Origin of the sequence: Mycobacterium rhizamassiliense (assembly GCF_900157375.1) — a bacterium.
In the GTDB taxonomy this organism is placed as follows: domain Bacteria; phylum Actinomycetota; class Actinomycetes; order Mycobacteriales; family Mycobacteriaceae; genus Mycobacterium; species Mycobacterium rhizamassiliense.
Genome location: NZ_LT721901.1, coordinates 5,092,123 through 5,103,989 on the forward strand (window position 1 = coordinate 5,092,123; position 11,867 = coordinate 5,103,989).

13 protein-coding genes are annotated in these 11,867 nt (G+C 69.2%); 2 read left to right on the forward strand and 11 right to left on the reverse strand.

What is annotated here, in order from left to right:
- Positions 1-100: 100 nt before the first annotated feature.
- Both MRAB57_RS24205 and MRAB57_RS24210 read right to left on the reverse strand, forming a co-directional pair.
- On the reverse strand, positions 101-769 hold the full coding sequence (locus MRAB57_RS24205) for a TIGR02234 family membrane protein (protein ID WP_077089595.1): 669 nt from the start codon (positions 767-769) through the stop codon (positions 101-103).
- On the reverse strand, positions 762-2,300 hold the full coding sequence (locus MRAB57_RS24210; RefSeq protein ID WP_077090821.1) for an anthranilate synthase component I: 1,539 nt from the start codon (positions 2,298-2,300) through the stop codon (positions 762-764). Before MRAB57_RS24210 ends, MRAB57_RS24205 begins: the two co-directional genes overlap by 8 nt.
- A 51-nt stretch (positions 2,301-2,351) precedes the next feature.
- On the opposite strand from MRAB57_RS24210, the gene MRAB57_RS24215 reads away from it, so the two are divergent.
- The gene (locus MRAB57_RS24215; protein ID WP_077089596.1) at positions 2,352-2,816 is read left to right on the forward strand and encodes a peroxiredoxin; all 465 of its coding nucleotides are present in this window, start codon (positions 2,352-2,354) and stop codon (positions 2,814-2,816) included.
- 19 nt (positions 2,817-2,835) lie between these two features.
- Here MRAB57_RS24215 and MRAB57_RS24220 read toward each other — a convergent pair whose 3' ends face one another.
- Positions 2,836-3,927, reverse strand: a complete 1,092-nt coding sequence (locus tag MRAB57_RS24220; RefSeq protein ID WP_077089597.1) for a calcium:cation antiporter — start codon at positions 3,925-3,927, stop codon at positions 2,836-2,838.
- 64 nt (positions 3,928-3,991) lie between these two features.
- On the opposite strand from MRAB57_RS24220, the gene MRAB57_RS24225 reads away from it, so the two are divergent.
- Complete coding sequence (locus tag MRAB57_RS24225) at positions 3,992-5,494, forward strand: serine/threonine-protein kinase (RefSeq protein WP_077089598.1); 1,503 nt, start codon at positions 3,992-3,994, stop codon at positions 5,492-5,494.
- Here the strand turns inward: MRAB57_RS24225 and hisI are convergent.
- Genes hisI through hisD form a run of 8 tightly spaced genes read right to left on the reverse strand, consistent with a single transcriptional unit; the run spans position 5,491 to position 11,857 of the window.
- On the reverse strand, positions 5,491-5,838 hold the full coding sequence (gene hisI, locus MRAB57_RS24230; protein WP_077089599.1) for a phosphoribosyl-AMP cyclohydrolase: 348 nt from the start codon (positions 5,836-5,838) through the stop codon (positions 5,491-5,493). The two genes, MRAB57_RS24225 and hisI, sit on opposite strands and share 4 nt — an antisense overlap.
- Positions 5,835-6,620 (reverse strand): imidazole glycerol phosphate synthase subunit HisF, encoded by a 786-nt coding sequence (gene hisF, locus MRAB57_RS24235; RefSeq protein WP_077089600.1) that lies wholly within the window; start codon positions 6,618-6,620, stop codon positions 5,835-5,837. Before hisF ends, hisI begins: the two co-directional genes overlap by 4 nt.
- Before the next feature lies 1 nt (position 6,621).
- On the reverse strand, positions 6,622-7,422 hold the full coding sequence (locus MRAB57_RS24240; protein ID WP_077089601.1) for an inositol monophosphatase family protein: 801 nt from the start codon (positions 7,420-7,422) through the stop codon (positions 6,622-6,624).
- A 7-nt stretch (positions 7,423-7,429) separates the two neighbouring features.
- The gene (gene priA, locus MRAB57_RS24245) at positions 7,430-8,164 is read right to left on the reverse strand and encodes a bifunctional 1-(5-phosphoribosyl)-5-((5-phosphoribosylamino)methylideneamino)imidazole-4-carboxamide isomerase/phosphoribosylanthranilate isomerase PriA (RefSeq protein ID WP_077089602.1); all 735 of its coding nucleotides are present in this window, start codon (positions 8,162-8,164) and stop codon (positions 7,430-7,432) included.
- Positions 8,165-8,785: an imidazole glycerol phosphate synthase subunit HisH gene (gene hisH / locus MRAB57_RS24250; protein WP_077089603.1), complete on the reverse strand. Its 621-nt coding sequence runs from the start codon at positions 8,783-8,785 to the stop codon at positions 8,165-8,167. It lies immediately after the preceding gene.
- Complete coding sequence (gene hisB, locus MRAB57_RS24255; RefSeq protein WP_077089604.1) at positions 8,782-9,402, reverse strand: imidazoleglycerol-phosphate dehydratase HisB; 621 nt, start codon at positions 9,400-9,402, stop codon at positions 8,782-8,784. The genes hisH and hisB overlap by 4 nt, the downstream gene beginning before the upstream one ends.
- Positions 9,399-10,544: a histidinol-phosphate transaminase gene (locus MRAB57_RS24260; protein WP_077089605.1), complete on the reverse strand. Its 1,146-nt coding sequence runs from the start codon at positions 10,542-10,544 to the stop codon at positions 9,399-9,401. Before MRAB57_RS24260 ends, hisB begins: the two co-directional genes overlap by 4 nt.
- Entirely contained in the window at positions 10,541-11,857 is a 1,317-nt protein-coding gene (gene hisD / locus MRAB57_RS24265) for a histidinol dehydrogenase (RefSeq protein WP_173814053.1), read from the reverse strand. The genes MRAB57_RS24260 and hisD overlap by 4 nt, the downstream gene beginning before the upstream one ends.
- Between the last annotated feature and the right edge of the window lie 10 nt (positions 11,858-11,867).

An 11,867-nucleotide genomic window follows, 5' to 3' on the forward strand; every position in this document is an offset into this window, starting at 1 on the left:
CTGTCGTTTCCCTTCCCAGAGTTACCGTCTGTCACCTAACCGGTCCCCAACCTGTTTCGGCGACGTGAATGAAGGGTAGCGACCGTCGGCTCGCGACCCGTCACCGACCCTCGGTGTCAGACTCGCGGGGCGTATCGGTCGGGTCGCGTCCCCCGTCAAGCGCGTCCCAGATCATGCGTTCCGACATCTCTGGTTTCCCCGGCTCCTCCAGCATCGCCCCCGCGGGGTCTTCGCGTCTCGCAATTGAGCGACGTGTCGCGGGTGCGACGTATTTTGCTCGCCCCGCAGGGTCGGACGCCAGAATCGAAGCCGACCGCAGCAGTAGGACCGCGGCGATCAATGTGCACACCGCGGCCAGTACGGCGATCGCCGCGCCCCAGTACCGCCGTTCGCTTCCCACCAGCGTCAGCAGGGAGATATGCGCGAGATCGGCGCCGCGCAGAGCCACGTCGGGCAAGGCCCACAGGCTGATGCCCAGGTACGCGACGGCGAGGCTGGCCAACGCCAGCAGCCCGGCCAGTGCCCGCAGCGGCCAGCCACGCACCGCCAGCGCCGCGACGGCCATCGCCAGGTCGAGCAGCGCCAACGGCAGCAGCGCCGTCGACCACGACGAGCCGGCCAAGACGATTTCCTTCGGCGGTCCCAGCCCGTCGAAGGACCGGATGACGACCCACGGCAGCCGCGACGCCGCATACAGCCCGACCGCCGCGACCACCAGTAGTAACTGCGCTATCCCGATGGCCAGCCGGCCGCGCCGGACATCAACCATCCCGGCTCGCGTCCGGCGCGGTCAGCGTCTCGGCCGCCGCGATCGCGTTCAGCACCGCGCGCGCCTTGTTGCTGGCCTCGGTGTATTCGTACGGCCCGTTGGAGTCGGCCACCACGCCGCCGCCGGCCTGCACATACGCGGTGCCGTCGCGCATCAGCGCGGTGCGAATGGCGATCGCGAAGTCGGCGTTCCCGGCGAAGTCGAGGTAACCGACGACGCCGCCGTACAGACCGCGGCGCGTCTTCTCCACCTCTTCGATCAGCTCCATGGCCCGCACCTTGGGCGCACCGGACAGCGTGCCGGCCGGGAAGCAGGCCGTCACCGCATCCAGCGCGGTGCGGCCCTCGCCGAGCATGCCCGTCACCGTCGACACCAGGTGCATCACGTGGCTGTAGCGCTCGATGTGGCTGTAGTCCTCGACGCGCACGGTGCCCGGCGTGCAGACCCGGCCCAGGTCGTTGCGTCCAAGGTCGACCAGCATCAGGTGCTCGGCGCGTTCCTTCTCGTCTTCCATCAGCTCCTTTTCCAGCAGCTGATCTTCTTCCTCGTTCTGCCCACGCCACCGCGTCCCGGCGATCGGGTGCGTCGTCGCCCGGCCGTCGACGACCGTGACCAGCGCCTCGGGGCTGGAGCCCACGATCGAAAAGTCCGTTGCGCCAGCACTATTCGGCACATGCATCAGGTACATGTACGGGCTGGGGTTGGTCACCCGCAGCATGCGGTACACGTCGATCGGGTCGACGTCGGTGTCCATCTCGAAACGCTGCGACGGCACCACCTGAAAAGCCTCGCCGGCGGCGATCTGCTCGACGAGGAAGTCGACGATCTTGCCGTACTCCTCGACCGTGCGCTGCGCGCGGTGCCGCGGCTCGGGCCTGCCGAAAGTGGCCACCGTCGACGGCAGCGGTTGACTCAGCGCCGCGGTCATCACGTCCAGGCGCGCCACCGCGTCGTCGTAGGCCTCGTCCACCCGCTCGTCGGTGCCGTTCCAGTTCACGGCGTTGGCGATCAGCGTGATGGTGCCCTCGTGGTGGTCGACGGCCGCCATGTCGGTGGCCAGCAGCAGCACCATGTCCGGCAGCTGCAGGTCGTCGACCGCCAATTGCGGCAGCCGTTCCAGGCGCCGCACCAGGTCGTAGGCGAAGAAACCGACCAGGCCGCCGGACAGCGGCGGCAGGCCCGACATCTTCGCGGTGGCAAGCAACTCGAGGGTGGCGCGCAGCGCGTCCAGCGGGTCGCCGCCGGTGGGCGCGTCCTGCGGCACCGCACCCAGCCATACCGCCTCGCCGTCGCGCACAGTCAACGCCGACGGCGACCCGGCCCCGATGAACGACCACCGCGACCAGGAGCGCCCGTTCTCCGCCGATTCCAGCAGGAATGTGCCTGGCCGATTGGCCGCGAGCTTGCGGTACGCCGACAGCGGCGTCTCGCTGTCCGCCAGGACCTTACGGGTCACCGGAACGAAGCGATGCTCGGCCGCGAGCAGGCGGAATTCCTCTCGTGAGGTGGTGGCGGCGAGGTGGGCATGCACCAAACCATCCTCGCAGATCGGGTTGCTGCGCCCCGGCGTAGCCTGACGCCCATGAAAACTGGAGACACCGTCGCCGACTTCGAACTTCCCGATCAGACCGGAACACCGCGCAAGCTCACCGAACTGCTGTCCGCCGGGCCTGTGGTCCTGTTTTTCTACCCGGCCGCGATGACACCCGGCTGCACCAAGGAAGCGTGTCATTTCCGCGACCTGGCCGCCGAATTCGCCGCGGTCGGGGCCAACCGGGTCGGTATCAGCGCCGACGCCGTGCAGAAGCAGGCCAAGTTCGCCGACAAGGAGAACTTCGACTACCCGCTGCTGTCGGACACCGAGGGCACGGTCGCAACGCAGTTCGGCGTCAAGCGCGGCCTGCTGGGCAAGCTGATGCCGGTCAAGCGCACGACCTTTGTCATCGACACCGATCGCCGGGTGCTCGACGTGATCGCCAGCGAATTCAGCATGGACACCCACGCCGACAAGGCGCTGACGACGTTGCGGGCCCGTTCGACGGCGTAATCCGTTGTACCGCTTTCTATTACGGGATGATTGCCAGGAACACGAAGGCGGCCAGCAGTACCAGATGCACCTCGCCCTGTAGCCGGGTCGCCCGGCCGGGTATCACCGTCAGCATGCTGATCACCACGGTCAACGCGAACAGCACCAGCTGCGTGGACCCCAGGCCGAGTATCAGCGGTCCCTTGATCCAGATCGACGCCAGCGCGATGCCGGGAATGGTGAGCCCGATGCTGGCCATCGCCGAGCCGTAGGCCAGGTTCAGGCTCGTCTGGATGCGGCCCTGACGCGCCGCTCGCGCCGCCGCCAGGGTCTCCGGCAGCAACACCAGGGCCGCAATCACCACACCGACGAACGAGTGCGGGAAGCCCGCCATCGACACCAGTTTCTCGACGCCCGGCGACTCCTGTTCGGCCAGACCGACGACGGCCACCAGCGCGACCAGCAGCAGCCCCAGGCTGCGCAGCGCCGCGGGTTTGCTCGGCGGGTCGGCGTGGCTTTCTTCGTCGAAGTCGCGCTGCTGACCTTTCTGCGCGATCGGCAGAAAGAAGTCGCGATGCCGCACCGTTTGCGTGAAGACGAACAGCAGATAGACCAGCAACGAGGCGGCCGCGGCGAATTCGAGCTGGCCGGGCGAGAATTCCTGGCCCCCACGGGTGGTGGTGAAGGCGGGCAGCACCAGGCTGAGGGTCGCAAGCGTGGTGAGCGTGGCCAGCGCGGCGCCGGTGCCCTCGGGATTGAACAGCGTCACGCCGTATCGATGCGATCCGAGCAGCAACGACAGCCCGGCGATGCCGTTCGTGGTGATCATCAAGGCCGCGAACGCGGTGTCGCGGGCCAGCGTCGCCGCCTCGTTGCCGCCGGACGCCATCAGCGCGATGATCAGAGCCAGCTCGATGACGGTCACCGCGGTGGCCAGCACCAGCGACCCATACGGCTCCCCGACCCGGTGGGCGACCACCTCGGCGTGATGCACGGCGGCCAGCACCGCGCCGATCAGAAAGACCGCCTCGACGGAGGCGAGCACCGGTCCGGGCACCGTGCCCCATGTCACCGCCAGCGTGACGAGGGCGACCAGGGGCACCACCACGTTCCAGGACAGCCGTTCGCGCATCGCCCGCCATTCTCGTCGAAGTTATGAGCCAGTGCCGCGACCATCGCCTCAGTAGCATGCTCACATGCCGCAAAGCGATGGGCTACCCGAAGGCGCGAGGTTCGCCGGATACACGATCGTTCGGCGGCTCGGGGCCGGCGGTATGGGCGAGGTGTACCTGGCGCAGCATCCTCGGCTACCCCGCCGCGACGCGCTCAAGATCCTGCCTAGCGAGCTGACCGACAACCTCGAATTCCGCCAACGCTTCAATCGGGAAGCCGACCTGGCCGCGAGCCTGTACAACGAGCATATCGTCGGCGTCCACGATCGCGGCGAATACGAAGGCCAGCTGTGGATCTCGATGGACTACGTGGAGGGAACCGACGCCGCGAGGCTGCTGCGCGACCAATTTCCTTCGGGGATGCCCAAATCCGACGTCGTCGAGATCATCGGGGCGATCGCCGACGCGCTCGACTACGCCCACTCGCGCGGACTGCTGCACCGCGACGTCAAACCCGCCAACATCCTGCTGGGTGAGGCCAATCCCCGGCGCCGCATCCTGCTGGCCGACTTCGGCATCGCCCGCGAACTGGGTGAGGTCAGCGGCCTGACCGCGACGAACATGTTGATGGGCACCACCGCCTACTGCGCGCCCGAACAGCTGCGAGGCCTGGATCTCGACGCGCGCGCGGACCAATACGCGCTCGGGTGCACGGCTTTCAACCTGCTGACCGGTTACGCGCCGTTTCACGGTTCCAACCCGGCGGTGATCATCACCCAGCATCTGTCCGAGCCGCCGCCGTCGATCACTGAACGCAGGCCCGAGCTGGCCGAACTCGACGGCCCCCTCGCCAGGGCGCTGGCCAAGAACCCCAACGACCGCTATCGCACCTGTACGGATTTCGCTGCCGCCCTGGGCAATCAGCTGGGCACCACCGCCGCGCGGGTGACCGAGCCCACCGAGGTCATCGTCGGGCCGACGGAGGTCATCGCGCCGCCGCAGTCCGCACCGCACGCGGCACCCAAGGCCGGCGGCACCCGACGGACCGCGATAGCGGTCGGGGCGATCGTCGCCGTCGCGCTGCTCGGCCTCGGCGTGCTCGTCGGTGTCCGTGTGCTGCACAAGAATTCGAGCCAGCCGGGTGGCAGCGCCGCGCCGCCCGCCGCGCAAACCACCGGACAGCCGCCGACGACGCCCGGATCGCCGATCAAACTGTCCGGTCAGCTCACCGACGCCGCGGGCGTGCTGGGCCCCCGCGAGTCCGAGGCGGTCACCCGGACGCTCGACAAGCTCCACAACCAGCAGGGCACCCGGCTCTGGGTGGTCTACGTCAAGGACTTCGGCGGCCTCAAGCCATTTCGCTGGGCCGAGGACACCATGCGCGCCAACAAGTTCACCGACACCGACGCCATCCTGGCCATCGCGACCGACGAACCGGCGTACTCGTTCCGGGTGCCGGCCGCGGTCACCAACGGAAGGGCCATCGACGTCGAGCTGATTCGCCGCGACCGCATCGGGCCTGCCGTCTTCCGCCGCGAATGGACCCGCGCCGCGCTCGGCGCGGCCAACGGCTCGGAGACGGGTTAGGCGTCCGGTTCCAGCAGCACGTCGGCGTCGAAGCAGCTGTGGTCGCCGGTGTGGCAGGCGCCGCCGACCTGGTCGACGGTCAACAACACGGCGTCGCCGTCGCAGTCCAGGCGCACCGAGTGCACGCGCTGGGTGTGGCCCGACGTCGAGCCCTTGACCCACTGCTCGCTGCGCGACCGCGAATAGTAGGTGGCCTCACGGGTTTCCAGCGTGCGGGCCAGCGCATCGTCGTCCATCCAGGCGACCATCAACACGTCGCCGCTGCCGCGTTCTTGCACGATGGCGGTGAACAGCCCTTCGGCGTTGCGCTTCAGGCGGGCCGCGATTTCGGGGTCGAGCGTCATCGCACGGTGATCCCTTCTGCGCTCATGGCCGCCTTCACCTCGGCAATCGTCAGCTCACCGAAGTGAAAGACGCTGGCCGCCAACACCGCATCGGCGCCGGCGTCGACTGCGGGCGCGAAGTGTTCGGCCGCACCCGCCCCGCCGCTGGCGATCACCGGCACGGTGACCGCGGCGCGCACCGCCCGCAACATGGCCAGATCGAATCCGGCCTTGGTGCCGTCGGCATCCATCGAGTTCAGCAGGATCTCCCCCACGCCGAGTTCGGCGCCGCGGGCCGCCCACTCGACCGCGTCGATGCCGGTGCCGCGGCGGCCGCCGTGGGTGGTGACCTCCCAGCCCGACGTCGTCGGCGCCGACCCCTCGGGCACCGTGCGGGCATCGACCGACAACACGATGCACTGGGAGCCGAATTGCCTTGACAGCTCGGCCAACAGGTCCGGGCGCGCGATGGCCGCCGTATTCACCGAGACCTTGTCGGCCCCCGCCCGCAGCAGGACGTCGACGTCGGCCACCGTGCGCACCCCGCCGCCCACCGTGAGCGGGATGAACACCTGCTCGGCGGTGCGGCGCACCACCTCGAGCATGGTGGTCCGGCCCGATGACGAGGCGGTGACGTCGAGAAAGGTCAGCTCGTCGGCGCCCTCGGCGTCGTACGCCGCCGCCAGCTCCACCGGGTCGCCTGCGTCGCGCAGGTTCTGGAAGTTGATCCCCTTGACCACCCGGCCGTCGTCGACGTCCAGGCACGGAATCACCCGCACGGCAAGGTCGGTGCCCGCATACATGTCAGTAGTCCTCCGGGTTGCCAGTGGCGCGCACGATATCGAGGATCTCCCCGTGTGCGCCGGGGGCGGCCATCAGCACCGAGCGTGACTCGGGGGTCCACGGCCGGCCGCTCAGATCGCTGACGACGCCACCGGCGGACTGCACCAAAGCGACGCCCGCGGCGTGATCCCACACGTAACCACCGAAACCGATTGCGCCACCGAGAATTCCGTCGGCGACATAGGCCAGGTCGATACCGGTGGCGCCGTGCATGCGCAGCCGCGACGACACCCGGCTCAAGTTCTCCAGCAGCGCGATCCGGTACCGCCCCGGGAACCGGCCGCGCGAGTCGGCGTTGAAGCTGCCGACGGCAACCAGTGAGTCGGCCAGGGTCACCGGCGTCAGTAGCGGTTGCGGCACACCGTTTTTCATCAGTGGGTCACCGGCAACGGCCGTATAGCGCTCATCGGTGAACGGCAACCAGGTCAGCCCCGCGACCGCCTCGCCGTTGTGCAGCAGGCCCAGCAGGATCGCGGCCATCGGCGACCCGGCGGCGTAGTTGAAGGTGCCGTCGACCGGGTCGAGTATCCACACCCACTCCGAGTCGACGGCCGTTCCGCCGAATTCCTCACCGTGCACACCGATTCCGGTGGCGTGTTCCAGCGCGGCGACGACCTGCCGCTCGATCGCGAGGTCGACGGCGGTCGCGAAGTCGTTGCCCTTCTTGCGCACCGCCGAATCGGCGCGGTGGCCGGCTAAAAACGGCTCTACCGCCGCGTCGAGAATCCCCGATGCCTCGGCCACCAGCGCATTGAGATCCATTGGGCCGCTATGCCCGTACCGCGTCGAGGGCTTCGGGCAACGTGAACCGCCCGGCGTAGAGGGCCTTGCCGACGATCGCGCCCTCGACCCCGCGATCGGTCAGCGTGGCGATGGAGCGCAGGTCGTCGAGGCTGGACACGCCGCCGGAGGCGATCACCGGGGCGTCGGTCTTCTCGGCCACCCGGGCCAGCAGATCGAGGTTGGGCCCACCCAGCGTTCCGTCCTTGGTGACATCGGTGACGACGAATCGCGAACAGCCCTCACCATCAAGGCGTTCCAGCACCTCCCACAGATCGCCGCCATCGGTCTCCCAGCCGCGGCCCCGCAACCGATGCTGACCGTCGACGATCTGGACGTCCAGGCCGACGGCGACCTTCTCGCCGTGCTCGGTGATCGCGCGGGCGCACCACTGCGGATTCTCCAGCGCCGCGGTCCCCAGGTTGACCCGGGCACAGCCGGTGTTCAGTGCCGCAGTCAGGGAGTCGTCGTCGCGAATTCCGCCGGACAGCTCCACTTTCACGTCGAGCTTGCCCACCACCTCGGCGAGCAATTCACGGTTGGAGCCGCGGCCGAACGCCGCATCCAGGTCCACCAGGTGGATCCACTCGGCACCGTCGCGCTGCCAGTTCAGCGCGGCGTCCAGCGCCGAGCCGTATTCGGTCTCGCTGCCGGCCTTGCCCTGCACCAGGCGCACGGCTCGGCCCTCGACGACGTCGACGGCGGGTAACAAAATCAGCGGCATCTACAGTCCTTCAACCCAATTGCTCAATATGGCCGCACCGGCATCGCCACTCTTCTCCGGGTGGAATTGAGTGGCGGCCAGCGGCCCTTCCTCGACAGCTGCCAAAAACGGAACGTGGTGGGTGGCCCAGGTCAACACCGCCTCCGGTGTACCTTCCCAGCGCTGCGCGGCGTAGGAGTGCACGAAGTAGAAGCGGGCGCTCGCGTCCAGACCCTTGAAAAGCGCGCTGCCGGCACCGGATTTCACGATGTTCCAGCCCATGTGCGGGATGACGGGGGCGTCCAGTCCGGTGACGGCCCCGGGCCATTGGCCGCAGCCCGCGGTCTCCACCCCGAATTCCACCCCGCGCGCGAACAGGATCTGCATGCCGACGCAGACTCCCAGCACCGCGCGGCCCGCGGCCACCCGCTGCGCGATGATCCGTTCACCGTCGATCTCGCGCAGGCCCGCCATGCACGCCTCGTACGCACCGACGCCCGGCACCACCAGCCCGTCTGCGGCCGCGGCGGCACCAGCGTCGGCGGTCACCTCGACCGAGGCACCGACTCGCTGCAGGGCACGCTGGGCCGAACGCAGATTACCGGAGCCATAGTCCAGAACGACTACGGATTTTGCTGTCACAGAACACCTTTGGTGGAAGGCACGCCAGACACGCGGGGATCGGGCTCGACCGCGGCACGCAGCGCGCGGGCCACGGCCTTGTACTGCGCCTCGGTGATGTGGTGCGGGTCGCGGCCATACAGCACGCGCACGTGCAGCGCGATCCGCGCGTTCATCGCCAGCGTCTCGAACACGTGCCGGTTGATCACGGTGTGATACGGCACGGAGCTGCCCGCAATGGTGGTGTGCTGCAGGTGATCCGGTTCGCCGGTGTGCACGCAGTAGGGCCGGCCGGACACGTCGACGGAGGCGTGGGCCAGCGTCTCGTCCATCGGGATGAACGCGTCGCCGAACCGCCGGATGCCCCTCTTGTCGCCCAGCGCCTCCCCCAGCGCCTGGCCCAGGACGATCGCGGTGTCCTCGATGGTGTGGTGTCCCTCGATCTCGACGTCGCCCTTGGTGCGCACGGTCAGGTCGAAGCTGGCGTGGCTGCCCAGCGCCGTCAGCATGTGGTCGTAGAACGGCACACCGGTGTCGATGTGCACCTGCCCGGTGCCGTCGAGGTCGAGTTCGACGACGATGTCGGATTCCTTGGTGCGGCGTTCGATACGCGCACGACGGGTCGCAATAGTGGTCACGATGCTCCTACTGGGCTGGGGGCTGGGGCCAGCTCGGTGGCTGCGATCTGGGTGCTGGCTTTCAGGAACGCGTCGTTCTCGTCGGCCAGCCCTATGGTGGTGCGCAGGTAGCCGGGAATGCCGACGTCGCGGATCAGTACGCCGACGTCAAGGTAGCGCTGCCAGGCGACGGGCGCGTCCGCGAATTGGCCGAACAGCACGAAGTTCGCGTCGCTCGGGATGACACGAAAGCCCATGCGGGTCAGTGCCGCCTCGACGCGCTCGCGTTCGGCGATCAGGGTGGCCACGCTGCCCAGCGTGTCGTCGGCGTGCCGCAGCGCGGCCCGGGCGGCGGCCTGGGTGACCACAGAAAGGTGATAGGGCAACCGCACCAGCAGCATCGCGTCGATCAACGCCGGCGTGGCCACCAGGTAGCCGAGCCTGCCGCCGGCAAAGGCGAACGCCTTGCTCATGGTGCGGCTGACCACCAGCCGGGTCGGATACTCCTCGATCAGCTCGACCGCGCTTGGCTGCGAAGAGAATTCGCCGTACGCCTCGTCGACGATCAGGATGCCCGGCGTCACGTCGAGCAGGCGGCGCAGATCCGCCAGCGGGATGCTTTGTCCGGACGGGTTGTTCGGGCTGGTGACGAACACCACGTCGGGCCGGCGTTCGGTGACCGCGGCGACGGCGGCGTCCACGTCGAGACTGAAGTCGTCGGCGCGGGCGGCCACCAGCCATTCGGTGCGGGTGCCGCCGGCGATGATCGGGTGCATCGAGTACGAGGGGACGAACCCGATCGCGCTGCGCCCCGGGCCGCCGAACGCCTGCAGCAGCTGCTGCAGGATCTCGTTGGAACCGTTTGCAGCCCAAAGGTTTTCGACACCGAGCCGCGTACCGGTCTGCGCGGTGAGGTAGCTGGCCAGATCGGTACGCAGGGCCACCGCGTCGCGGTCGGGGTAGCGGTGCAGCTCACCGGCCACCCCGCGCACCGACCCCACGACGTCGTCGATCAGGGCCTGCGTCGGCGGGTGCGGGTTCTCGTTGGTGTTCAGCCGCACCGGGACCGCCAATTGCGGTGCGCCATAGGGCGACTTGCCGCGCAGGTCGTCGCGCAGCGGCAGGTCGTCGAGGGTGGGCTTGAACCCGGAAGCGCGCGTCATCGTTCGAACCTCCGCCGTACCGCCTCGCCGTGTGCCGGCAGGTCTTCGGCCTTGGCCAGCGTGATGACGTGTCCGGACACGTCTTTGAGCGCGGCCTCGGTGTAGTCGACAACGTGGATGCCGCGCAGGAAGGTCTGTACCGACAGGCCGCTGGAATGCCGGGCGCTGCCCGCCGTCGGCAACACGTGGTTGGACCCCGCGCAGTAGTCGCCCAGGCTTACCGGCGCGTAAGGGCCGACGAAAATCGCACCGGCCGAACGTATCTGGCCGGCAACCCGCCGCGCATCGGCGGTCTGGATCTCCAGGTGCTCGGCGGCGTAGGCGTTGACGACGCTGATCCCGGCGTCCAGGTCGTCGACCAGGATGATCGCCGACTGTGGTCCGCCCAGAGCGGTCGTCACCCGTTCGCGGTGCACCGTGGCCTGCAGCTGGGCGGCCAGTTCGGTGTCGGTGGCGTCGGCCAGGTCGAGGTCGGCGGTCACCAGCACGCTCCCGGCCATCTCGTCGTGCTCGGCCTGGCTGATCAGGTCGGCCGCCACGTGTGCCGGATCGGCGGTGTGGTCGGCCAGGATGGCGATCTCGGTCGGCCCGGCCTCGGCGTCGATGCCGACCCGCGAGCGGCACAGCCGCTTGGCCGCGGTGACGTAGATGTTGCCGGGGCCGGTGATCATGTCGACGGGCGCCAGCTCGGCGCCGTCAGTGTCGGTGCCGCCGTAGGTCAGCAGTGCCACCGCCTGCGCACCGCCGACGGCCCATACCTCTTCGACGCCGAGCAGCCGGGCGGCGGCGAGGATCGTCGGGTGCGGTAGGCCGCCGAACGCGGCCTGCGGCGGGCTGGCCACCACGAGCGAGCCGACGCCCGCGGCCTGGGCCGGGACCACGTTCATCACGACGCTCGACGGGTAGACCGCGTTGCCGCCGGGCACATACAGGCCGACGCGCTCGACGGGAACCCACCGCTCGGTGACGGTCGCGCCCGGACCGAGAGCCGTGGTGACGTCGGTGCGGCGCTGGTCGGCGTGCACCGCGCGGGTCCGCTCGATCATCACCTGCAGCGCCTCGCGCACGGCGGGGTCCAGGTCGTCCAGCGCCGCCCGCAGCGCGGCGTCGGGCACCCGCACGGCCGGCGGGCGCACTCCGTCGAACGATTCCCCGTATTCCAGGGCCGCCTCGGCGCCCCGGTCCGCCACGGCCTCCACGATGGGCCGCACCTTGGGCATTACCGCCTCCACATCGGCGCCCCCGCGGGGCAGCGCCGCCCGGAGGCGGGCAGCCGTCAGCTCCGCGCCCCGCAGGTCGATGCGGGCCATCACGGGTGGTGGG